The organism is Bradyrhizobium sp. BR 1432 (assembly GCF_051547705.1).
GTDB lineage: Bacteria > Pseudomonadota > Alphaproteobacteria > Rhizobiales > Xanthobacteraceae > Bradyrhizobium > Bradyrhizobium zhanjiangense.
Genome location: NZ_JBPUGF010000003.1, coordinates 7,885,865 through 7,909,113 on the forward strand (window position 1 = coordinate 7,885,865; position 23,249 = coordinate 7,909,113).

The following is a 23,249-nucleotide window of genomic DNA, read 5'->3' on the forward strand; positions in this document are numbered from 1 at the left end:
TGTCACCGCTCCCGCGCCAGTCTGGGATCGAGCAGGTCGCGCAGTCCGTCACCAAGCAGGTTGAGACCGAGCACCGCGATGGCGATCGCAGCGCCCGGATAGACCGCGAGCATCGGCGACTGGAACAGCAGCGTCTGCGCATCGTTCAGCATGCGGCCCCATGACGGCTGCGGCGGCTGCGTGCCGAGGCCGAGATAGGATAAAGCGGCTTCGGCGAGAATGGCGAGCGCGAACTGGATGGTGACCTGCACGATCAGGATCGACAAGATGTTGGGCAGGACGTGCTCGATGGTGATGCGGAAGCGCCCCTTGCCCGCGGCGCGCGCGGCCAGCACGAATTCGCGCGCCCAGATCGCGTTGGCCGAACCGCGGGTCAGCCGCGTCAGTGTCGGAATCTGGAAGATTCCGATCGCGACGATCGAAGTCACCATGCCCGGCCCGACCACCGCGGCGAGCATGATCGCAGAGAGCACGGCCGGAAAGGCGAAGCTGAAATCGGCGAAGCGCATGATGATCTCCTCGGTCCAGCCGCGCCTGGCCGAGGCGATCAGGCCGAGGCAGACGCCGAAGCTGAGACCGATGCTCACCGCGATGATGCCGACCATGATGGTCGAACGCGCGCCGGCAAGCAGCAGCGAGACGATATCGCGACCGAAGGAATCGGTGCCGAGCCAGTGCGATGCCGACGGCGGCCGGAGTTTCGAGGCTATGTCGATCTCATAGGGCGACCACGGCGTCCACACCAGCGACAGCAGCGCGGACGCGAGCACCAGCAGGCTCAGTGCGCCGCCGAGCACGAAGCTGCGATGACGCAGTGCGCGGCGCCAGAACGTCCGGGCAGGCAGCGGCCGCATTGCAACCGGCGCGTCAATGGTCAGGGGCGCGCTCACAGGTCGTGGACCTTGATACGGGGATCGATGAAGGCATAGAGCACATCGACCACGAAATTGACGATGACGACCATGGCAGCGAGCAGCATCACGCAGTTGCGCACCACGATCAGGTCGCGGTTGGCGATCGATTGGAAGATCAAGCGGCCGAGGCCCGGCAGGTAGAACACGTTCTCGATCACGATGGTGCCGGCGAGCAGATTGGCGAATTGCAGCCCCATCACGGTCATCACGGGGATCATGGCGTTGCGCAGCACGTGGCGCCACAGCACCTCGCGCTTGCCGAGCCCTTTCGCACGTGCCGTGCGGACGAAGTCCTCACGCAGCACCTCGAGCACGGCCGAGCGGGTGACCCGCGCGAGGATCGCGGCCTGTACCACCGCAAGCGAGATGGCCGGCAGCAGCAGCGACTTGATGCCGGGCCAGACGCCATCGTCCCAGCCGGCAAAGCCGCCCGCCGAGAGCCATTGCAGCCGCACCGAGAACAACAGCACCAGAAGGATTGCGAACCAGAAGTTCGGCAGCGCGATGCCCACCTGCGTCAGCGACATCACGCCGACGTCGCCGAGCTTGTTGTGGTTGGCGGCGGTAAAGATGCCGGCGGAGAGCGCCAGCGTCACCGTGACCGTCATGGCCATGATCGCGAGCGGAATGGTCAGCACCAACCGCTCCGCGATCAGGCTCGCGACCGACGTGCCGTAGACATAGGAGCTGCCGAGATCGCCGACGAGGAGGCCTTTGATCCATTGCAGATAGCGAACCGCCAGCGGCTGATCGAGCCCGAGCTTGATAGTGAGCGCGCGGACGGCGTCCGGCGAGGCATCGGCGCCCATCAGCATCTGCGCGGCGTTGCCGGGCAGCGCGTCGAGCACCAGGAAGATGATCAGCGAGGCGCCGACCAGCGTCGCCAGCAAGGTCAACAGACGTCGGAGGACAAAGACGCTCATGCGTGCTCGGCTTCAGGGCTCACCCGCGGCACGATCAACATGTCTGGCCGCCGGAGGCAAGCTCTTTGCTGCATGCCCATCTCCTCAGGCCGGCCAGCGGGACAGAAGGTCGCTTGAAGCCTCGAACAGCGCGCTCACGCGCAGCAATTCGGCGTCGCCGCGGAAGCGGCCGACGAGCTGAAGCCCGATCGGCAGGCCGTCGCGGCCGAAACCGCAGGGCAGGCTGACGGCGGGATGCCCGGTCATGTTGAAGGGCATGGTCCAGGGGAACCAATGCGGCCGGACGCTGTCGAAATGCGCCCCGTCGATCTCGATGGTGCCGAACAGGTCCTGGTCGATCGGCAGCGCGGTGCGCGTCAGTGTCGGCATCGCCAGCAGGTGCCCGCGCGCAAGCAACGATTGCACCCGGCGGAACAGCGCGGTGCGCGCGAACATCGCCTCCTGATAGTCTACGCCGCTGACCTCGGTTGCGAGCGCAAGCTGCTTGAGAAAGGCCTCGCTCAGCTCGTCCTTGTGCTCGGCCGCGAGCTTTGCAAAGCGCGTGCGCCAGACCGTATGGTTGATGGCGCGCCAGATCGGCTCGATGTCGAAACCGTCGCCGGAGAATTCTTCGAGCTCGGCACCCGAGCTCCGCCAGCCTGTCGAGGCTCGCCTTGAAGCCGGCCGCGACGTCCGATGACACCGGGCGCCCGGGCGGGGAAGCACAGAACAGGATCTTCTGCCCGCGCAGGTCGCCGCGCGGGGCGGCGCTGCCGATGAAATCAGGTACCGGGACGCCGATCGACCAGGGGTCGCAGAAATCCTCACCGGCCATCGCTTGCATCATCAACGCGGTGTCGGCGACGGTACGGGTGGTCGGCGTGACATAGGTCTGGTTGCCGAACACGTCCAGCGCCTGGCTGTGCGGGACGACGCCGTTGCTCTGCTTCAGCCCGACCACGCCATTGCAGGCTGCCGGAATCCGCGTCGAGCCGCCGCCGTCGGTCGCGATTGCAAGTGGCGCGATGCCGCTCGCCACCGCCACCGCCGCGCCGCCGCTGGAGCCGCCGGAGGAACGCTCCGCACTCCACGCATTACGGGTGCGGCCGAACAACGGCAAATCCGTCAGGCACTTGCTACCGAATTCCGGCGTCGTGGTCTTGCCGATCAGGATCGCGCCCTCGCTGCGCAGCCGCGCAACGGCGACGGCATCCTCGGTCGGCACGTTGTCCTTGTAGGGAACGGCGCCGAAGGTGGTCTTCACGCCTTTGGTGTTGACGATGTCCTTGACGCTGACGGGGATGCCGTGCAGTAGGCCGAGGGGCTCGCCGGCCATCACCTTGCGCTCGGCTTCGCGCGCAGCTGCGATCGCCTCGTCACCGCACAGCGTGATGAAGCAGTTCAATGCGGGCTGAAGCGCCTCGGCGCGCGCAAGAACCGCGCGGACGATCTCGACCGGCGAAATCCGCTTTCCGGCGACGAGGCCGCGCAGCTCGGTTGCGGACAAGAGACAAGGATCGCCGTTCATCGTCAAATCGCTCCGAAGCGTGGGCCGCCGTTGGCCCAAAGACATTGACAGCGAGAATGACAGTTTTGTTAACTCGCCGTCCAATACGATTTTTGTCGTCAAGCCATACGCTTTCGGTATGCCAATGGATCTTCGCCGGCTCCGCTATTTCGTCGCCGTCGCCGAGGCGCGCAGCATCGGCAAGGCGGCTGAGCGGCTCCGGATGGCGCAGCCGCCGCTCTCGGTCCAGATCCGCAAGCTCGAGGCCGAGATCGGCGCGCCGCTGTTCCGCCGCGGCACCCGCGGCATGGACCTGACCGAGGCGGGTCAGGCGCTGCTGGCGCGCGCCAGCGAAGCGCTCGCCCTTGCGGCCGACGGGGCCGAAGCCGCGCGCGCGGTTGCTTCGGGACGGCGCGGGCGGCTGTCGGTGGGCTACATGTTCGTGTTGGCGAATGCGATGCTGCCGCGGCTCATCCCCGAGCTCCGCCGCGCAGTTCCCGGCGTCGACCTCGGCTTCGCCGAGCTCAGCGCCTCGACGCGTGAGGCCCGCGTGCTCGACCGCAGCGTCACGGTGGCGCTGTGCATGCCGGCAATCAATCATCCTGAGATCCAGGTGGCACGGATCGGTGCGCAGCCCTTCATGCTGGCCATGCCGATCCGCTCGCCACTCGCCCGTCTGAGCTCCGTGCCAATGGCCCGCCTGCAGGGCCGTCCGCTGATCGCGCTCCCGCATCCGGACCATGGGCCCGCCTCCTCCGCCGTCGTGCCCCTGTTGCGTCGGCACCAAGTCGTGATGCCGATCGCCAGCCGGGTGGAGACGGTGCATTCGGCGATGAGCCTGGTTCTGGCCGGCGAAGGTCTCGCTATCCTGCCGGCCTGCGCGCAGCTCGGCGCGCCACGCGGCATCGTGTTCAGACGACTGCGTGACGTCACCGACTCCCTCGACATCGCAGTCTGTTGGCGGCGGGATTCCCAGAGTCCGCTGATCGGAACCTTCCTCAAATGTGCCGAGAAGGCCGTCGCGCGGATGTGAGGCCGCGCTACAAGCTCCAACTCACCTCAAAGCTCCAGGGCGGATCGGCGCCCGGGCGGGTGCAGGTCAGGCCGGCGCAATTGGCGGCGAAGGACAGCGCGCGGCGGAGCTCGTCGGCCCTGATGTCCTTTAGGGTTTGCCGGGCAATGCGACCCTGCTTGTGCAAGGCGAACAGCAGCGCGGCCTGAAAGCTGTCGCCGGCCCCGATGGTGTCGGCCACCTCGATCTTTGGCGCGGCGACCTCAATCTGCCCTGCGCCCGCGTGCCAAGCGACCGCGCCGTCGTTGCCGCGGGTGATGACGACGAGGCTCGTACCCTGCCCCAGCAGCGCGCTCGCGCGTTGTTGATATGGCTCGTCTCCGAAGAGATAGGCAAAGTCAACGTCCGACATCTTGATGAGATCGGCGCTGGCAGCGAAGCCGGCCATGCGCGCGAGATAGGCTGGCTTGTCCTTGACCAGATTGGGGCGGCAGTTCGGATCGAAGGAGATGGTCGACGACGCCCGCGCGTCCGCGATCAGGGCCTTCGTCTCGGCCGCGCCCTGGTCGTTGACCAGCGTGGTCGAACCGACATGAAGGGCTTCGACCTTATCGAACGGAATCGATCCGCGCCGATAGCTCCAGTTCCGCGTCGCAGTCTCGGCATCATAGAACGCATAATGCGACTCGCCCGCGACGATGCGGACGAAAGCGAGCGTGGTCTGGTGATCGCTGCGGGTGGCGAAGCTGAGCTCCACATGCGAGGCCGCGGCATGATCGGCAATCATCCGCCCGAACAGATCGGTCGAGACGCCGCCGACGAAGCCGGTCGGTGCGCCCAGCCGGGCCATGCCGATTGCGACGTTGAGACAGGAGCCGCCGACCGCCGGCATCACTGCCTCGCGGCCGTCGGCATTTTGCGTCGGCACGAAATCGATCAGCGCATCGCCGCAGGCAATCAGCATCCGTTTCAACCTCTCGCGATGTCGCGCATCGCCGTGCGGCTGCCGCGATCGACCTCGCGCAGCAGCTTGTAGACCTCGCGCTTGCGGGCGTGAAACGCCGCCATGTCGGGCGCGGTCGGCTCGCTCTTGCGTCCCAGCGCCGACATCTTTGCCATGGTCTCGCCGATCGAGACATAGGCGCCGCCGGCCACCGCGCCGAGCATCGCGGCGCCCAGCAGCACCGGCTCTTTCGTCTGCGGCAGCGCAACCGTGAGGCCGGTCGTATCGGCCATGATCTGCCGCACTAGCGGGCTGCGGCTGGCGCCGCCGCCCATGATCATGATGCTGGAGCGCACGCCGTGCGCGGCAAAGGCCTCGATCACCTCGGCCAGCCCATAGGCGAGCCCGCAGAGACCGGCGACGAACAGCCGCTCCATCGAAGCGATATCGGTGTCGAGATCGAGGCCGGCGATCACGGCGCGCGTATCAGGGTCGGCGTAGGGCGAGCGGTTGCCGATGAATTCGGGCAGCACATGGACGTCGCGGGCGAGCAGCGCGGCGCGGCTGGCATCGCCTGCGCGCGCGATGATGCGGCGCTCGAGGAAGTCGATGAGGTCGAGGCCCTCGTTGCGCGCAGCCGCGCTGGCCTTACCAAACCCCGGATGCGATTTGAGGAGGTGATCGATCGCCGCGCCCGCGGCCGACTGGCCGCCCTCGTTGAGCCAGAAGTCCGGCACCATGCCGGAGTAATAAGGCCCCCACACGCCGGGCACGAAGCACGGTTCCTTGGTGGTCGCCATGATACAGGCCGAAGTCCCCATGATGTAGGCGAGGCGATCGCACGCGTCGGTCGCCCCGCCCGAGCCGTCGCGGCCGCCGATTGCGCCGATGCCGCCGGCATGCGCATCGATCAGCGACGCGCCGACCGGTATGCCCGGCGACAGGCCGAGATCAGCCGCAGCAGTCGGGGTGAGACCTGCACCGAGCCGCGTGCCGGGGCAACGATCTCGGTGCCGATGCGGGCATATGTCTCGGCCACGAAATCCGACAGCCCGATGCGCTTGAAGAACGGCGCGCTCCAGCCGCCGTCATGCGCGAGGTAGTTCCACTTGCAGGTGACGGTGCAAGTCGAGCGCTGGAGCGAGCCGGTCGCGCGCCAGGTCAGGTAATCCGCCAGATCGAAGAAGTGACCAGCAGCGTCGAAACTCGCGCGAAGATGCCGCTTCAGCCACAGCAGCTTAGGCATCTCCATCTCGGGCGAGATCGAACCGCCGACATAGCGCAGCACGGCATCCTCGGTCTCGTTGATTAGCCGCGCCTCAGCGGTGGCGCGATGGTCCATCCAGACGATGACGTTGCGCTGCTTGTCGCCGGAGCCGCTGACCGTGAGTGCCTCGCCTTGCCTATCGAGGACGACCAGCGAACAGGTGGCATCAAAACCGATACCGCCGACGCTGTTGGGCGTGATACCAGCTTCCGTCACCGCTGCGCGTACCGATATCGCGCAGGCGTCCCAGATGTCCTGGGACGACTGCTCGACGATATCGCCGGCCTCGTGCCAGATCCGGATCGGGTGCCGCGCCATCGCGAGCAGCGTGCCCGCCTCGTCAAACACCCCTGCCCGCGTGCTCGTGGTCCCTACATCAACGCCGATATACGCTCGCGGCATTGTCGCTCCCGGTCGCTTCGTCAGTCTTGACGCAAGCCTACCAGCAAGTGTAGCCGCCATCTACCAGCACGATGCTGCCGGTCATCAGGCTTGCGGCCTCGGACGAGAGGAACAGCACGACGGAGGCGATCTCTTCGACCTGCCCCATCCGGGCCATCGGGGTTCCACCGATCCAGGCGTCGTACATTTTCGGGTTGCTCTTCACGAAGGCGTTCAGCGGCGTCTCGATATAGGTCGGCGCCACCGCGTTGACCCGGATGCCGCGCGCGCCCCATTCGGCGGCGAGCGACTTGGTGAGATGGTGCACACCGGCCTTGGAGGCGTTGTAGAAGCATTGCTCCTGCGGCTTGTTGACGATGAAGCCGGACATCGAGCCGACATTGACGATGGCACCGCTCTTGGCCTTCAGCATATGCTTGCCGAACTCGCGGCAGCACCAGAAGGTGCCGTTGAGATTGACGTCGATGACGTTGAGCCAGTGCTCGTCGGTCACGGTCTCCGCCGGGGTCTCGCTGCGCGCGATGCCGGCATTGTTGACGAGGATGTCGACCTTGCCGTGGCGGGCGACGAGGTCGTTTGCGACCTCCGCCACACGCTTGGTATCGGTGACGTCCATGATCGCGGTCTCGATGTCGTAGCCCTTAGCCTTGAGGCTGGCCTTTGCGCTGTCGGCGACCTTGCTGTCGCGATCGCCGATGACGACCCTAGCGCCGGCCTCGGCCAGCGCTTCGGCGCAGGCGAGCCCAATGCCCTGCCCGCCACCGGTGATGAACGCGGTCTTGCCGTTCAGCTTGAATTTTTCCAGGTACATGGTGATCTTCCGTTTTTTTGCCGTTTCTTCTCAGCCTCGAAGCGCGTTGCCGCCCTGGTCGAAGCGATGGATGCGCGCAGGGTCCGGCACCAGCGACACGCGATCGCCGGCGTGCAGGCTCAATTCGCCGATGTAGCGCGCCGTCAGCATGCCGAGCGGGCCGGCATCGACATAAAGAAAAGTGTCGCTACCGAGATGCTCGGCCACCGCGATCGTGCCCTGCCAGCCGCCGGCACCGTCGCGCTCGATCTTGAGGTGCTCCGGCCGCACACCGATCGTCACGGCCCCCTTCTGCAAGGCCGGCTCACCGGTGACGAAATTCATCTTGGGCGAGCCGATGAAGCCGGCGACGAAGAGATTGGCCGGCCGCTCGTAGAGATCCAGTGGCGAGCCATATTGCTCGATCTTGCCGCCGTTGAGCACGACGATCTTGTCGGCCATGGTCATGGCCTCGACCTGGTCGTGGGTGACGTAGATCGCGGTGGTGCCGAGCTGCTTCTGCAGCCGCGTCACCTCGATGCGCATCTGCACGCGCAGCGCCGCATCGAGGTTGGAGAGCGGCTCGTCGAACAGGAACGCCTTGGGCTCGCGCACGATGGCCCGCCCGATCGCGACGCGCTGGCGCTGGCCGCCGGAGAGTTCGCGCGGCTTGCGATCGAGATACGGCGTGAGATTCAGCGTCGCGGCCGCCGCCTCCACCTTGCGGTTGATCTCGTCCTTGGCAAGGCCGGCCATCTTCAGGCCGAAGCCGATATTGCCGCGCACGCTCATATGCGGATAGAGCGCGTAGGACTGGAACACCATCGACAGCCCGCGCTTGGCCGGCGGCGTGTCGACGACGTTCTTGCCGTCGATCAGGATCTTACCGCCGGAGACGTCCTCGAGCCCGGCGATCAGCCGCAGCAGCGTGGTCTTGCCGCAGCCGGAGGGACCGACGAACACCACGAAGGAGCCGTCGGCGATGTCCAAATCGGCGCCTTTGATGATGTGCACGGGGCCGAAGGATTTCTGCACGTCCTGAAGTGTGATCTGACCCATGATCCGGCAGCCCCTCTACTTCACCGCGCCGAAAGTGAGCCCGCGCACGAGCTGCTTCTGGCTGAACCAACCGAGGACGAGAATGGGCGCGATCGCCAGCGTCGAGGCCGCCGACAGCTTTGCCCAGAACAGCCCTTCCGGGCTCGAATAGGAAGCGATGAACGTGGTGAGCGGCGCGGCGTTCGAGGTCGACAGGTTGAGCGTCCAGAACGCCTCGTTCCAGGCCAGGATCAGGTTGAGCAGCAAAGTCGAGGCGAGCCCCGGGATCGCCATCGGCGTCAGCACGTAGACGAGCTCGCGGCCTATTGTTGCGCCGTCCATGCGCGCGGCCTCCAGGATATCGCGCGGGATCTCCTTGAAATAGGTGAACAGCATCCAGATCACGATCGGCAAATTGCCGAGGCACAGGATGAAGACGAGGCCGATGCGGGAATCGAGCAGGCCGAAGAACTTGTAGATCAGGTAGATCGGCACCAACACACCGACCGGCGGCATCATCTTGGTCGAGAGCATCCAGAGCAGGATGTCCTTGGTGCGCTTGGTCGGCGAGAACGCCATCGACCAGGCCGCGGGAATGGCGATCAGGAGCGCAATCAGCGTCGAGCCGCCGGCGATGATGATCGAGTTCATCGCGTGGTGGAAATAGTCGCTGCGCTCCTGCACCGTCGCGTAGTTTTCCGTGGTCCAATGGAAGAACAGGAAGGATGGCGGGACGGCGAAGGCCTCGAGCTCGGTCTTGAAGCTCGCCAGCACCATCCACAGGATCGGGAAGAAGATCAGAAATCCGAACAGCCAGGCCGCTGCCGTCGATATCGCCACCCGCCGCGTCGTCGCCATCCGTGCCATGTCAGGCCTCCAGGTTGCGGCCAACGATGCGGACCAGGAAGAAGGCGACGACATTGGCGATCACCACCGCAACGAGGCCGCCCGCGGAGGCGCTGCCGACGTCGAACTGGATCAGCGCCTGCGAATAAATCAGGAAGGCGATGTTGGTGGTCTGCAAGCCCGGCCCGCCGCCAGTGGTGACAAAGATCTCGGCGAACACGGTGAGCAGGAAGATGGTCTCGATCAGGATCACCACCGTGATGGGGCGCGCGAGGTGCGGCAGGGTGATGTAGATGAAGGTCGAGACGGCGCTGGCGCCATCCATCTCGGCGGCCTCCTTCTGCTCCTCATCGAGTGATTGCAGTGCAGTAAGCAGGATCAGCATCGCGAACGGCAGCCATTGCCACGTCACGATCAGGATCACCGCAAACAGCGGCATATCGTTGAACCAGTCGATCGGTGTCAGGCCGAAGAGCGAAGCGAGCCAGGCGAACAATCCCGACACCGGGTGCATCAACAGGTTCTTCCAGACCAGCGCGCTCACCGTCGGCATCACGAAGAACGGCGCAATCACCATCAGCCGGACGAAATTGCGCCCGACATCCAGATGAACAGCAGCCCGACGGCCGGCGTCAGGAGCGAACGCGCAAGAAACTGCGTCTGCCGGGTTGCCATCCCTGGCTTCTCCTTTCGGGGAAGAAGGCGGCCATCCATCCGTACGGCGGATGGCCGCCAGTTTGAGCTCAGGAGGGAGAGCTCGGGTTCACTTGATGTAGCCGGCGCGTTTCATCTCGCGCTCGGTGGAGGATTGCGCCGCGGTCAGCGCGGCATCGACCGTCATTGATCCCGCAAGGGCAGCCGAGAACTGCTGGCCCACCTGCGTGCCGATGCCCTGGAATTCGGGGATCGCGGCGTATTGTACGCCGACGTAAGGCACCGGCTTCACCGTCGGCTTGTTCGGATCGGCGGCATCGATCGAGGCCAGCGTCAGCTTGGCGAAGGGAGCGACCTTCAGATAGTCCTGGTTCTGGTAGAGCGAGGTCCGCGTACCCGGCGGCACGTTGGCCCAGCCCTCCTTCGACGCGACGAGCTTGGTGTAGTCCTTGCTCGTGGCCCAGGCGATGAACTTCTCGGCCGCTTCCGTCTTCTTGGAGCCGGCGGGGATCGCGAGATTCCAGGCCCACAGCCAGTTGGCGTTCTTGCCGAGCCCGGTGTTGGGTGCGAGCGCGAAGCCGACCTTGTCGGCGACCTTGGAATCCTTCGGGTTGGTGACGAAGGACGCGGCGACCGTAGCGTCGATCCACATCGCGCACTTGCCGGCGTTGAACAGCGCCAGATTCTCGTTGAAGCCGTTGGAGCTCGCGCCGGGAGGACCGGCTTCCTTCATGAGATTGACGTAGGTGGTCAGCGTCGCCTTCCATTCCGGCGTATTGAACTGCGGCTCCCACTTCTCGTCGAACCAGCGCGCGCCGTAGGAATTGGCCATGGCCGAGAGGAACGCCATGTTCTCGCCCCAGCCGGCCTTGCCGCGCAGGCAAATGCCGTAGACGCCGGCGCTCTTGTCGGTGAGCTTCTTGGCGGCGTCGATGACGAAATCCCAGGTCGGTTTCTCCGGCATCTTCAGGCCGGCCTTCTCGAACAAATCGGTGCGGTACATCACCATCGAGCTCTCGCCATAGAACGGCGCGGCGTAGAGCTTGCCGTCGACGGAGACCGCATCCTTGATCTTCGGCAAGAGGTCGGCGACGTCGTAATCGGCGCCGAGATTGGCAAGCGGCACCAGCCAGCCCTTCTTGGCCCAGATCGGCACCTCATAGGTGCCAATGGTCAGCACGTCGAATTGGCCGCCCTTGGTGGCGATGTCGGTGGTGACGCGCTGGCGCAGCACGTTCTCCTCCAGCGTCACCCATTTCACGGTGATATCGGGGTTCTTCTTGGTGAACTCACCCGTCAGCCCCTGCATGCGGATCATGTCGCCATTGTTGACGGTGGCGATGGTCAGGGTCGTTTCGGCCATCGCGGGGATGGCCAACAGCAGGCAAGACGCGCCGCAGACGGCGCCCAGGACGTGTTTCACGGTGACCTCCCTAGAATCGCGTTTTGAGCATATGCCCACGCGTTGGGCGTATGTTCAGCTCAAGGAAGACGGTTGTCAAGCAGGCGCGCGAGCATTCAGGCAACTTATGAGTGCTGCGGTGCGGGAGGGGGTGCGAGGTGTCGCTTCACTCACAGCTGTCATGCCCCGCGAAGGCGGGGCATCCAGTACTCCGTGTCGTCCATTGGTTTGCCCAAAGCGGGGCCGCGGCGTACTGGATCGTCCGCCTGCGCGGACGATGACAGTGGTGTGGGCGGAGAGAGCGCCCACTTCGCTGACGCGGGAGGAGCGACCTCGCCCTACCGCTCCAAGATCGCCCTTGCCGTCGCCTCGTCCGTGATCAGGCCATTGATCAACCGTCCGTTCAATGCCGCCGCGATCGCCGGCACCTCGGCGGCGCCGACTGCGGCGCCGATCGTCGTGGTGTTGGCCGGGACTTCCGGCGGGATGCTGGTGAGGCGCTTGTTGGTGCCGGATTTGAGCAGGCGGCCCCTGGAATCATAGGCCCAGCCGGTGATCTCGCCGATGGCACCTAACCGCATCATCTCGAACAGTTCGTCGCGCGTGACGAAGCCATCGACATGCACCTGTGCCTTCTGGTCCATCTGGCCGATGCCGACGAGGCGAAGGTCCGCCTTGGCCGCGACCGCCTTCACCTTGGCGATCGGCTCGATGCGGACCATCTTGTTGCGCTCGTCCTCCGACGACATCAGGAACGGCAAGGGCATCGGATAGTGCCGCGCGCCGGTGCGGTCGGCGAGCCGGCCGACGGTGTCGTAGAAGCTCGCCGAGCCATCGGCGGAGATGTTGCCGACCAGCGAGACGATCTGGTGGTTGGGCCGATCGATCGGCGTGACGCGCTCGACCGCGGCGCGTACCGCGCGGCCCGTACCGAGCGCGACGATGACCGGCGTCTCCGAGCGCAGCGTGGAATCGAGCAGGTTGGCGCAACGCTCGGCAATGCCCGCGGTGGCCTGCGGCGCGGCAGGGTCGGCAGGCACCACCTCGCAATGAACGAGATCAAAGCGCTGCTTCAGCCGCGCCGCCAGTTCCATGCAGGCGGCGATGGGATGCTCGAGTCGAAAGGTGATCAGCCGCTCGGCGAGGCACAGCGAAACCAGCCGCTGCGCCGACGCGCGCGAGACCTGGAGCATCTTTGCGATCTCGTCCTGGGTATGACCGGCAATGAAATAGAGCCAGCCCGCGCGCGCGGCGTCGTCGAGCCTTGATTTCTCGTTCTCGGCGGCCATGCGGGCCTTACGCCCCCTTCCAGAAATCGCTCATGCGCCCGAAGACCCGATCGGCCCCGGCGCCCGACAATATAGCGTGCCCGTCCCGGCTGCTGTAATGGCCTCCACCGACAAATCCCCAGACGGTCATGCCGGCCGCCTTGCCGGCCTGCACGCCGCTGACGCTGTCCTCGATCACGAGTGTGCGCGCGGGCGGTATGCGCATCTTCTCGGCCGCGTGGAGGAAAAGGTCGGGCGCCGGCTTGCCGTGCCTGACCATCTGCGCCGTGTAGATGCGGCCGTCGAATAGCGGCTTGAGGCCGGTGACCTCGAGCGAGAGCGATACGCGGTCGATATCGCTCGACGAGGCCACGCAGAACGGCACCGTCAAGTCCGACACCACCGCCCCCACCCCGGGGATCGGTTCCAGCGAAGCGGCAAATGTCTCGAGCACGCGCGACTTCAAGCGCGGCAGGAAGCCGTCCGGCACGATTTGCCCGAGATCGCGATAATGCTGCTCGATCGCCTTGGCGCTGCGCCCGAGAAAGAGCTCGAGCGCCTGCCCCTCACTGAGCGCGAAGCCGAATTCGGCCAGCACTTCGGACAGGCAGCGGCAGCTCAACAGCTCACTGTCGACGAGCACGCCGTCGCAGTCGAAGATGATCAGATCGGGTTTTGGCCGGTCCAGGTCCATCCGGCCATTCGATCATATACCCATCGTATGAGCAATAGCTCAGCCGGAGCAAGCCCTCGGGGGCACTTCCTGTACCTCAATGCGCCACCTGCCGGTAGATCGCCGGCAGCGCCGCCGGCAAACGCTTGATGTTGCCGACGATGGCGTAGCCGCCGCGGCCGAACAGGGTCGGGAAATAGGATTGCGCGGTCGCGTCCACGGTCACGCCGAATGCGGCGATGCCGAGCCGGCGCGCCTCCTGCACGGATTTCCGGGTGTCCTCGACCGCGAGCCGGCCTTCGTAGTGATCGACGTCGTTCGGCTTGCCGTCGGTAAGGACGAGCAGCAGCTTCTTGCGCTGCGGCTGGCGCGCGAGTTCGGCCGCGGCGTGGCGCACCGCGGCGCCGATCCGCGTGTAATAGCCGGGCTTGAGCGCGCCGATGCGGCGCTCCACCGCCCCGCTCATCGGCTCGCCGAAGGCCTTGACTGTCTCGAGCCGCACCCATGAGCGCCGGCGCGAGGTGAAGGTCAGGATGCTGTGGTGGTCGCCGCAAGCCGATAGCCCGTGCGCAAGCACAAGCAGCGCCTCCTTTTCGACATCGAGCACGCGATGACCGTCGACCCAGGCGTCGGTGGAGAGCGAGACGTCGACGAGCAGCGTGACAGCGAGATCGTGCCCCTGCGGGCGCATTGCGACATGGATGCGATCGAGACCACTGCTGCTGCCGGCGCGAAGGTCGCAGCGCGCGCGCACGAGCGCGTCGAGATCGAGGTCGTGGCCGTTGGCCTGGGCGCGCATCAATTCGTGACGCGGACGCAAGACTTCGAAGCGGCGACGCACCTGGCGGATGTGGCGGCGCATGATGTCATCCGCCGTCCAGCTCTCACCTTGTTCGGACGCCGCAGCCGCAAGCACACGGCAATGATCCGGCAGATAGGAGCCGCTGCGATAGTCCCATTCGGGATAGCTCAGGTCCGCGTTCAGGCGCGACGTATCGAGGGCTTCCGGCGGCAGGTCGAGATCGAATTTGAGCCGGCTCGCGGGCTTGCCGCTGCGGCGGCTGAGCGTGATCTCCTCGAGATCGTCGGCCGCCTTCTGCGCATCCTCGTCCTCGCTGTCATCGGCAGGACGATCGACATTGACCATCTCGGCCATGGCGAGGATCTTTTCGAATCGATTGAGCACGAAGGGATCGCGACGATTGGCACCGTCCTCGCGCTCGCGCACCGCAAACCGTCTGCGATCGTCCGACGGCGCAGGTGCCGCGCCCGGCGCGCACTCGTCCTCGCCGGCATGCGCGGGCGAGAGCTCGCGGGTCCAGCAATCGCCCCAGAGTGGGCACGGCAGGATCGAATGATAGCCCGGCGGCGCCTTGTCCGGGAGCGGGCCCGTCCCCATCATCGCTGGCCACAGCTGGCCTGCGGGCGCCTTTCCGGTTCCGAGCAAGGCCAGGACGATCTGTTCCACCTCCCGCTCGACGCGCGGCAGAGGGCGCTGAGGCCGGGCCTCGGCGGTGGCCACAGTGAGCTGCGCGTAATCGGCGACAAGCCCCGGGAATTGCGTGAGCACCCAGACCGCCGTCTCGCTGGCGCGACGCAGCATTAAGAGATCGCGCCTGAGCGGATCCGCCTCCGCGATCGCTTCGACCGGCGCAGCCGCGAACCATGCCGCAAGCCAGCGATAGAGCGATGCATTCAGCGCACGATCGGAAAAGATCGCGATGCGGTCGGGAAGGAAGATGGTCGCAGCGTCGCGGCCCGGCTGCTCGAGGCGCTCGTCGCCGAGGCCGATGCGCTGTCGCCAGCCGAGCCGGTGAGCGGACTTTCGGGCCCCTGCGCTCGCGATCTGCACGCCGGTCTCGCCGCCGAGCGCGCGGAACATCACCGCGAGCCGGCTTTTCATCTCCGTCAGCGTGACAGCCTGATCCTCGTGAACCGGATAGCTCGCGGTGCCGCCAACCATTCTGTGCCAGGCGCGGCCGACCGTCTCCTCCAGTTCGAGGAAATCGAGCATGGCGGTGGCCTCACCCGATCACGGCGCGCGCGACGTCGAGCAGCGCCGCCTTGACGTCGGCATCGTCGGTGAGCGGCTCGATCATGCCGGCGAGCACCGCATCAGCAGTCGGCGTGCCTGCGGCAATCAGCGTCGCGCAATAGACAACGAGCCGGGTCGAGACGCCCTCCTCCAGGTCGTGGCCCCTAAGCGCGCGCAGCCGACCAGCCAGCCCGACAAGCGGCCGCACGCGCTCCGGCGACAGTCCGCTTTCGGCGGACACGACGGCAATCTCCTGCTCGGGCGGCAGGAAGCCGAATTCGATGGCAATGAAGCGCTGCCGCGTCGACGGCTTCAACGCCTTCAGCAGCGTCTGGTATCCGGGATTGTAGGAGACGACGAGCATGAAGCTGTTGGGCGCCGCGATCTCCTCGCCGGTGCGCTCCAGCGGCAGGATACGGCGGTCGTCGGTGAGCGGATGCAGCACGACGGTAACGTCCTTGCGCGCTTCCACGACCTCGTCGAGATAGCAGATGCCGCCCTCGCGCACCGCGCGGGTCAGCGGACCGTCAGTCCACACGGTGTCGCCGCCCCTCAACAGATACCGACCGGTGAGATCTGCGGCGGTGAGATCGTCATGGCAGGCGACGGTGTGCAGCGGCAATCCGAGCCGCGCCGCCATGTGCGCGACGAAGCGCGTCTTGCCGCAGCCGGTCGGTCCCTTCAGCAGCACCGGAAGCTGATGCCGCCAGGCGTGCTCGAACAGCGCGCATTCGTTGGCGCTTGCGACATAGGCCGGCAGCGCGGGCGCCGAGGTCACGGTGTGAAGAGCGGGTTTCATGATGTCTCTCCGGACTTTCCAGGAAGCAGGCGGCCGCGGCGAACCGCGGCCGCCATTTGCATTTACTCGGCAGGCTGCAGCGCGCCGGGGATGACCGGTTGCCTGGCGCGGCCCGGCACCAGCACGGCCCACACGAACATCAGCGCGGAGATCGCCACGAATACGCCGGAGCCGAGCCGGACCCAGTAGAACATCGCGAGCTGGTCCTGCACGTCCATGTAGCCCTGGCCGAGCACGCGCTGGAGATGGACCTGGACCACGCCGGCAAAAGTCAGCGCGAAGGTCATCACCATCATAGCGGTGCACATGATCCAGAAGCTCGCCATGGAGAGCCACTGGTTGTAGGGCGCACGTCCCCTGATCTGCGGGATGGCGTAGGCCATCACCGAAAGGTTCAGCATCACATAGGCGCCGAAGAAGGCGAGATGGCCGTGTGCGGCGGTGACCTGGGTGCCGTGGGTGTAGTAGTTCACCGAGGACAGCGTGTGCAGGAAGCCCCAGACGCCGGCTCCGAGGAACGCCATCACCGAGCAGCCGACCGACCACAGCAGAGCTGCGCGGTTCGGATGCTTGCGACCGGCCTTCCAGGTCATCTGCACCGTGAAGATCACCATGGTGAAGAAGGGGGCGACCTCCAGCGTGGAGAACAGCGAGCCAATCCACTGCCAATAGCCGGGCGCGCCGATCCAGTAGAAGTGGTGGCCGGTGCCGAGGATGCCGGAGAACAGCGCCAGCCCAATGATGACGTAGAGCCACTTCTCGACCACCTCGCGGTCGATGCCGTTGAGCTTGATCATCAGATAGGCCAGCACGGAGGCCATGATGAGCTCCCAGACGCCTTCGACCCAGAGATGCACGACGTACCACCAGTACATCTTGTCGACCGCCAGATTGATTGGATTGTAGAAGGCGAACAGGAAGAAGATCGCAACGCCCCACAGGCCGAACAAGAGGATGTTCGTGACCGTGGTCTTGCGGCCCTTGAGCGCCGTCATCGTCACGTTGAACAGGAACATCAGACAGACGACGACGATGCCGACCTTGATGATGAAGGGCTGCTCGAGGAACTCGCGGCCCTCGTGGTAGTGGAAGAGATAGCCGACCACGGCCACACCTGCCGCGCCAAAAAACATCCAGAACTGGATTTTTGCCAGCAGCGGGCTGTAGAGCTCGGTCTCGGTCTCTTCCGGAAGCAGGAAGTAGGTCGCGCCCATGAAGCCGATCAACGACCACACGATCAGCGCGTTGGTGTGGATCATCCTGACGATGTTGAACGGCAGGAGGGTCGACAGCGTGTTGGGCAGGACGTAGATCGTCCCCGCGAGGAGGCCGAACAGGACCTGCGCGAGGAACAGAGTCAGCGCGCCGTAGAAATACAGCATCGCGACTTTCTGGGTCTGATATTTCATCTCAGGCTCTCTGTGTTTCAGGGATTCACGAGGCGATACGCTCAGCCGGCCTTGTTCGGCGGCCATTCCTGGCGCTTGATCGTAGAGGTCCATTGCAGGAAGTCGGCGAGATCGTTGAGCTCCTGGTCCGTGAGGTTGAACTGCGGCATCTGGCGCCGGCCCGGCGCGCCCGAAGGCTGCGCCTGCATCCAGGCCTTCAGCGTCTCGCGCGCACCCGCCGGGTCCTCGTTGCCGCCCCAGCGATCCCAGACGTTGCCGACTTCGGGAGCGAAATAGGCGCCCTCGCCGAGCAGGGTGTGGCAGTTGATGCAGGAGTTCTTCTCCCAGACATGCTTGCCGCGGGCGACCGACGACGTCAGTGTCGTCGCATCGGTCGAGGTCGTGGCCATGTAGTAATGGCTGTGCGCCGTCAGCCCTATGAAGATGGCGAAGAAAAAGGCCGAGCCGCCGTAGAAGACGTTTCGAGCGGCCGACTTGGTCAGGCGTTCAGCCATTGCCAATCCTTTCCGTTTGATTCCTGCGAAGAAGCGATGCGGTGATTTATTGCCGAACGGCACGGATCACTCTTTGACGAAGCGCAAGGAGCGCGACGATCCGCGAGGCGCCGCGTCAGATCAGGGTGACGACAGCGGATGCGAGCCAGGCGAACAGCACCACGACGAGGACCCAGGCGCTCACGAGGCCGCGCCAGAGCGCCGGCGCGGCCCGAAGATCGAGGAAATCGAGCACGATACGGCGGCCCTTGACGGCCGCGAACGCCAGCAGCAGGGCATTTCCGAGCAGCGGATGCGCCACAAATGATGGGACCAGAATGGTCGCGAGCGCGAGACCGATCAGCGCGATCCAGGTGATGTCGAGACGATCCGGAATCACTGCCGCACCAGATAGATGATCGGGAACATGACGATCCACAGCAGATCGACCATGTGCCAGAAGGCGGTTCCCGTCTCGACCCCCGAGGCTTCGGCACTCCGGGAAACTACGGCCAGGATCACGATGCCAAGGCCGACATGCAGGAGATGAAAGCCGGTGAGGAGAAAGTAGAGGGTGAAGAACGGGCTGGTCTCCAGACCGTTGCCCTGACCGATCTCGCCGGCATATTCGAACAGCTTGATCGCGATGAAGAGAGCGCCAAGCGCCATGGCGCCGAAGAGCCAGCCGCGCGCGGCCGGCCTGCGGCCCGCACGGGCGGCAGCCGTCCCGCGCGCTGCGGCCCATCCGCTGGTCACCAGAACGACGGTGTTGATCCCGGCGAGATGCGCATCGAGGGTGGCCTGACCGGCCGCGAAGATCGCGGGATGAATTGCACGGGCGACGATGAAGGCGCCGAGGAACAGGCCGAAGGCGGCAAGCTCGCTGAAGATCAGCACCCAGATCATGGGATCGCCGGGGAGATCTTCGAGGATTCCCCAGCCAGTTTCTTGTTGCTCGCAGTCCGTCGCCGACATCTGATTTCCAAACCAAAACGTCCAGCCACTACCTCGACGGCGCTGTTCCGACTTTGACGCCGGACAAAGAAGCGGCAGGCCATAGGGTGTTTGCGCTACCGCAACATCCTGGCGGCCCTTCCGCCATAGGGTGGATCAACCCGGCGGTTCCACAAGACGGCAAACGACCAGATGAGCGATGCACAAATCGGCCTGATGACCGCGACCCCCATTATCATCGCGTTTGCCATCGCGCTCCGGCGAATGGGCGTGCTGTCGACCGTGGCGACCGTGTCAGCGGTAAGCCTCTCCGTCGCGATCGCGGCGGTGCTGTTCACGACGCAGTAGTGGCAGGCGCCTCAGCGCGCCGTTGCGGCACTGCACAGCAAGGGCGCCTGCTGCAGGTGGGTCCCGGGCAGTTTCGATTCCTCCGTCTTGGCTTCCTTGCGTCGTGCGCTAATATTGCGCTCCACACGACTGGATGAGTTCGCCATGCCTGAGATCATCAACCTTGGCGCGCTGCAGCTGACGTTCCTACAGAGCAAGGATGACACCGCCGGCGGCCTCGATCTGTTCGAGATGACGCTACAGCCGAACGCGCGCATGCCGATTCCCCATTATCACGATGGCTGGGACGAAACGATCTACGGACTAAGCGGCATCTCGACCTGGCGGATCGACGCAAAGGACATCGACGTGGCGCCGGGCGAAAGCCTCTTCATTAAGCGCGGCGTGGTGCACGGTTTCATCAACCGTTCGCCCCGACCGGCGACCTGCCTGTGCATCCTCAGCCCCGGTGTACTCGGCCCACAATACTTCAAGGAGATGGCGGCCCTGCTATTGGCCGGCAAGCCTGATCCGGCCAAAATGAAGGAAACGATGCTGCGCTACGGGCTGGTTCCGGTGATGCAATCCTGAGGATGAGTGCAGCGCGAGCGGTCGAGTCAGGTGGCCAAAGCGTTCGCTATAGCTCAAAGGGCGATGGCGAAGGCGCGCTCAGCGCCTTCGTCGTAGTCGTTGAAAAGGGTGGGCACCTCGCAAGAGCGCTTCTGCCCACCTTACGAAAATCAGCGAAACTATCGCCGCTGATTATACACGTCGATGCAGACCGCACCGAGCAGCACCAGGCCCTTGATGACCTGCTGGTAGTCGATACCGATGCCGAGGATCGACATGCCGTTGTTCATCACGCCCATGATCATGGCGCCGACCACGGCACCGCCGACGCGCCCCACCCCGCCATAGGCCGAAGCGCCGCCGATGAAGCAGGCGGCGATGACGTCGAGCTCGAAGCCGAGACCGGCCTTCGGGGTCGCGGTGTTGAGGCGCGCGGCGAAGACGAGGCCGGCGAGCGCGGCGAGCACGCCCATGTTGACGAAGGTAAGGAAGGTCAGCCGCTCGGTCTTGATGCCCGATAGGCTTGCCGCCTTGGCGTTGCCGCCGACGGCATAGATCTGCCGGCCGATCACGGTGCGCCGGGTGACGAAGCCGTAGAGCGCGATCAGCGCCGTCATGATGACCAGCACGTTCGGCAGGCCGCGATGCGAGGCGATCAGATAGGTGAAATAGAGCACGGCGCAGGCCAAGAGAACGCTCTTGCCCAGGAAGAACGCATAAGGCTCGACCTCGATGCCGTGCAATTGCTCGCGCGAGCGGCCCTTGGCGCTGGCATAGACCAGGCCGAGCGCGAGCACGGCACCGATCAGCATGGAGGTCGGATGCAGCGTGCCGGCCTCGGGCAGCAGTTCAGGAATGAACCCGGACGACAATTTCTGGAAGGTCGCCGGGAACGGCCCGAGCGACTGGCCCTGCAACACCGCGAGTGCGAGGCCCTTGAACACCAGCATGCCGGCCAGCGTCACGATGAAGGACGGGATCTTGAAATAGGCCACCCAATAGCCTTGCGCGGCGCCGATGGCGGCGCCGACCAAGAGGCAGGCGATGAACGCGAGTGTGAAGTCGATCTTGTAGGTCACCATGAGCACGGCGGCCACCGCGCCGATGAAGCCCGCGACCGAACCGACCGAAAGATCGATATGACCGGTGACGATCACCAGCAGCATGCCCAGCGCCATGACGACGATGTAGCTGTTCTGCAGCACCAGATTGGTCAGGTTGAGCGGCTGCAGCAGCGTGCCGCCAGTGACGACCTGGAAGAACAGCATGATCGCGACCAACGACATCAACATGCCGTAATTGCGCAAATTGTTCTTGATGAAGCTGCCGTGCCGGCGCTCCTCGGGCAGCGACACCGTCTTGTCGGTCATGGCTGCGTTCCTCCCATCTCGACGGCCGCGGGCGCGGCGTTCCCAATTTTTCTTTCGTTGCGCATGATGGCGCGCATGATCTTTTCCTGCGTCGCCTCGGATCCCCTGAACTCCCCGACAAAGGCGCCGTCATTCATCACACAGATGCGGTCGCAGATGCCGAGCAGTTCGGGCATTTCCGAGGAGATCACCACGACGCCACGGCCGGCTTCCGCCAGCTCGTTGATGATACAGTAAATCTCGTACTTGGCACCGACGTCGATGCCCCGCGTCGGCTCGTCCAGGATCAGCACCTTCGGATCTGTCATCAGCCATTTCGACAGCACCACTTTCTGCTGGTTGCCGCCGGAGAGCTGGCCGGTCTCCTGGTAGACGTCGGAGCAGCGGATCCGCATCCGATTGCGGTAGTCGCTGGCGACCTTCAGCTCGGCAATGTCGTCGATCACACGGCCGGGCGCGACCTGGTCGAGGCTCGCCAGCGTGATGTTCTTGCGGACGTCGTCGGCGAGAATGAGGCCGAGCTGCTTGCGATCCTCGGTGACATAGGCAAGGCCGGCGTCGATCGCGGCCGCGACGCTCGGCAGCATCATCTCCCTGCCCTCGAGCCGGAGGCTGCCGCTGATCGTGGTGCCCCAGGAGCGGCCGAACAGACTCATGGCGAATTCAGTGCGGCCGGCCCCCATCAGGCCGGCGATGCCCACGACCTCGCCGCGCTTGACACTGAAATTGACGTTCTTGATCACCTGCCGTTCGGGATGAATGGGGTGATAGACCGACCAGTTCTCGACGGTGAGCACGGGTTCGCCGATCTTCGCGCTGCGCTCCGGGAAGCGGTGAGCAAGATCGCGGTTGACCATGCTGCGGATGATGCGGTCCTCCTGGATCGGCTCGGCATGGCAATCGATGCTGTCGACCGTGCGGCCGTCGCGCAGCACGGTGATGTGGTCGGCGACCTTTGCGACCTCGTTCAGCTTGTGCGAGATCAGGATCGAGCCGATGCCCTGCTCGCGGAACGCCATGAGGCGTTCGAGCAGCGCGGCGCTGTCGGCCTCATTGAGGCTCGCGGTCGGCTCGTCCAGGATCAGCATCCGCACCCGCTTGGAGAGCGCCTTCGCGATCTCGACCAGCTGCTGCTTGCCGACGCCGAGATCGGTGATCAGCGTATCCGGCGATTCTCTCAAGCCGACCTGCGCGAGCAGGTCCCGCGTGCGCCGGTAGACCTCGTCGCGATCGATCACCCCCAACTTCGACGGCGGATGCGACAGGAAGATGTTCTCGGCGATCGACATCAGCGGGATCAGCGCCAGCTCCTGATGGATGATGATGATGCCGAGTGCCTCGGAATCGTTGATGTCGCGGAAGCGCCGCTCCTCGCCTTCGAAGACGATGGTGCCCTCGTAGCTGCCGTGCGGATAGACCCCGCTCAGCACTTTCATCAGCGTCGACTTGCCGGCGCCGTTCTCGCCGACGAGCGCGTGGATCTGCCCGGCGTGAACCGAGAAATTGACATCGCGCAGCGCCTGCACACCGGCAAAGCTCTTGCTGACGTTGCGCATCTCCAGCATGGCGGTCATGGCTTTGGTGTCCCTTGCGTTACTTCGCCTCTCCCCGCGTGCGGGGAGAGGCCGGAATTCGAGTGCAGCTTGAATTCCGGGTGAGGGGAAGTCTCCGCGAGGGCAACTCTCACCGCCCCC

Annotated in this window: 20 protein-coding genes and 3 pseudogenes; 3 read left to right on the forward strand and 20 right to left on the reverse strand. The window is 65.1% G+C overall.

The features are described from left to right. Positions 1-2: 2 nt before the first annotated feature. The 3 genes and pseudogenes from ACSKB8_RS38265 to ACSKB8_RS38275 form a co-directional block, all read right to left on the reverse strand. The gene (locus tag ACSKB8_RS38265) at positions 3-890 is read right to left on the reverse strand and encodes an ABC transporter permease (RefSeq protein ID WP_438109619.1); all 888 of its coding nucleotides are present in this window, start codon (positions 888-890) and stop codon (positions 3-5) included. Next, positions 887-1,837, reverse strand: a complete 951-nt coding sequence (locus tag ACSKB8_RS38270; protein WP_438109620.1) for an ABC transporter permease — start codon at positions 1,835-1,837, stop codon at positions 887-889. Before ACSKB8_RS38270 ends, ACSKB8_RS38265 begins: the two co-directional genes overlap by 4 nt. 84 nt (positions 1,838-1,921) lie before the next feature. Continuing rightward, positions 1,922-3,344, reverse strand: a pseudogene (locus ACSKB8_RS38275) (amidase). Positions 3,345-3,468: 124 nt separating this feature from the next. On the opposite strand from ACSKB8_RS38275, the gene ACSKB8_RS38280 reads away from it, so the two are divergent. Next, a complete protein-coding gene (locus tag ACSKB8_RS38280; protein WP_438109621.1) occupies positions 3,469-4,356 on the forward strand; it encodes a LysR family transcriptional regulator in 888 nt (295 codons plus the stop codon). A gap of 7 nt (positions 4,357-4,363) precedes the next feature. On the opposite strand, the gene ACSKB8_RS38285 is transcribed toward ACSKB8_RS38280, so the two are convergent. From ACSKB8_RS38285 to ACSKB8_RS38355, 15 genes and pseudogenes are all read right to left on the reverse strand, one after another. Next, on the reverse strand, positions 4,364-5,299 hold the full coding sequence (locus ACSKB8_RS38285) for a carbohydrate kinase family protein (RefSeq protein WP_438109622.1): 936 nt from the start codon (positions 5,297-5,299) through the stop codon (positions 4,364-4,366). Between the two features lie 5 nt (positions 5,300-5,304). Next, a pseudogene (locus tag ACSKB8_RS38290) lies at positions 5,305-6,947 on the reverse strand (FGGY-family carbohydrate kinase). A 37-nt stretch (positions 6,948-6,984) separates the two neighbouring features. Beyond that, positions 6,985-7,758: an SDR family NAD(P)-dependent oxidoreductase gene (locus ACSKB8_RS38295; protein WP_438109623.1), complete on the reverse strand. Its 774-nt coding sequence runs from the start codon at positions 7,756-7,758 to the stop codon at positions 6,985-6,987. 30 nt (positions 7,759-7,788) lie between these two features. Next, positions 7,789-8,796, reverse strand: coding sequence for an ABC transporter ATP-binding protein (locus tag ACSKB8_RS38300; RefSeq protein ID WP_091892392.1), 1,008 nt, complete (start codon positions 8,794-8,796; stop codon positions 7,789-7,791). Positions 8,797-8,811: 15 nt separating this feature from the next. Continuing rightward, on the reverse strand, positions 8,812-9,642 hold the full coding sequence (locus ACSKB8_RS38305; RefSeq protein WP_128934841.1) for a carbohydrate ABC transporter permease: 831 nt from the start codon (positions 9,640-9,642) through the stop codon (positions 8,812-8,814). A gap of 1 nt (position 9,643) precedes the next feature. After that, positions 9,644-10,296 (reverse strand): annotated as a pseudogene (locus ACSKB8_RS38310) (carbohydrate ABC transporter permease). A gap of 88 nt (positions 10,297-10,384) precedes the next feature. Further along, the gene (locus tag ACSKB8_RS38315; protein ID WP_091892386.1) at positions 10,385-11,698 is read right to left on the reverse strand and encodes an ABC transporter substrate-binding protein; all 1,314 of its coding nucleotides are present in this window, start codon (positions 11,696-11,698) and stop codon (positions 10,385-10,387) included. Positions 11,699-12,015: 317 nt separating this feature from the next. Next, positions 12,016-12,966 carry a sugar-binding transcriptional regulator gene (locus ACSKB8_RS38320; protein WP_438109624.1) on the reverse strand — a complete coding sequence of 317 codons (951 nt, stop codon included), beginning with the start codon at positions 12,964-12,966 and terminating at the stop codon, positions 12,016-12,018. Positions 12,967-12,973: 7 nt separating this feature from the next. Further along, the gene (locus ACSKB8_RS38325) at positions 12,974-13,639 is read right to left on the reverse strand and encodes an HAD family hydrolase (RefSeq protein WP_438109625.1); all 666 of its coding nucleotides are present in this window, start codon (positions 13,637-13,639) and stop codon (positions 12,974-12,976) included. A 76-nt stretch (positions 13,640-13,715) separates the two neighbouring features. Beyond that, entirely contained in the window at positions 13,716-15,632 is a 1,917-nt protein-coding gene (locus ACSKB8_RS38330; protein ID WP_438109626.1) for a nitric oxide reductase activation protein NorD, read from the reverse strand. Between the two features lie 10 nt (positions 15,633-15,642). Continuing rightward, on the reverse strand, positions 15,643-16,452 hold the full coding sequence (locus ACSKB8_RS38335) for a CbbQ/NirQ/NorQ/GpvN family protein (protein ID WP_438109627.1): 810 nt from the start codon (positions 16,450-16,452) through the stop codon (positions 15,643-15,645). A gap of 62 nt (positions 16,453-16,514) precedes the next feature. Further along, positions 16,515-17,861 (reverse strand): cbb3-type cytochrome c oxidase subunit I, encoded by a 1,347-nt coding sequence (locus ACSKB8_RS38340; protein ID WP_128947426.1) that lies wholly within the window; start codon positions 17,859-17,861, stop codon positions 16,515-16,517. A 41-nt stretch (positions 17,862-17,902) separates the two neighbouring features. Then, complete coding sequence (locus ACSKB8_RS38345; protein ID WP_091892374.1) at positions 17,903-18,355, reverse strand: c-type cytochrome; 453 nt, start codon at positions 18,353-18,355, stop codon at positions 17,903-17,905. 115 nt (positions 18,356-18,470) lie between these two features. Further along, positions 18,471-18,731, reverse strand: a complete 261-nt coding sequence (locus tag ACSKB8_RS38350; protein WP_438110839.1) for a cytochrome C oxidase subunit IV family protein — start codon at positions 18,729-18,731, stop codon at positions 18,471-18,473. Further along, positions 18,731-19,309 (reverse strand): cytochrome c oxidase subunit 3 family protein, encoded by a 579-nt coding sequence (locus tag ACSKB8_RS38355; protein ID WP_438109628.1) that lies wholly within the window; start codon positions 19,307-19,309, stop codon positions 18,731-18,733. The genes ACSKB8_RS38350 and ACSKB8_RS38355 overlap by 1 nt, the downstream gene beginning before the upstream one ends. A gap of 171 nt (positions 19,310-19,480) precedes the next feature. Between ACSKB8_RS38355 and ACSKB8_RS38360 the strand changes: the two genes are divergently transcribed. Continuing rightward, positions 19,481-19,636 (forward strand): hypothetical protein, encoded by a 156-nt coding sequence (locus ACSKB8_RS38360; RefSeq protein WP_091892367.1) that lies wholly within the window; start codon positions 19,481-19,483, stop codon positions 19,634-19,636. 144 nt (positions 19,637-19,780) lie between these two features. Continuing rightward, positions 19,781-20,206: a cupin domain-containing protein gene (locus ACSKB8_RS38365; protein WP_091892363.1), complete on the forward strand. Its 426-nt coding sequence runs from the start codon at positions 19,781-19,783 to the stop codon at positions 20,204-20,206. Positions 20,207-20,364: 158 nt separating this feature from the next. Here the strand turns inward: ACSKB8_RS38365 and mmsB are convergent, their stop codons facing one another. Beyond that, positions 20,365-21,555 (reverse strand): multiple monosaccharide ABC transporter permease, encoded by a 1,191-nt coding sequence (mmsB, locus tag ACSKB8_RS38370; RefSeq protein WP_091892361.1) that lies wholly within the window; start codon positions 21,553-21,555, stop codon positions 20,365-20,367. Beyond that, entirely contained in the window at positions 21,552-23,129 is a 1,578-nt protein-coding gene (gene mmsA / locus ACSKB8_RS38375) for a multiple monosaccharide ABC transporter ATP-binding protein (RefSeq protein ID WP_438109629.1), read from the reverse strand. Before mmsA ends, mmsB begins: the two co-directional genes overlap by 4 nt. Between the last annotated feature and the right edge of the window lie 120 nt (positions 23,130-23,249).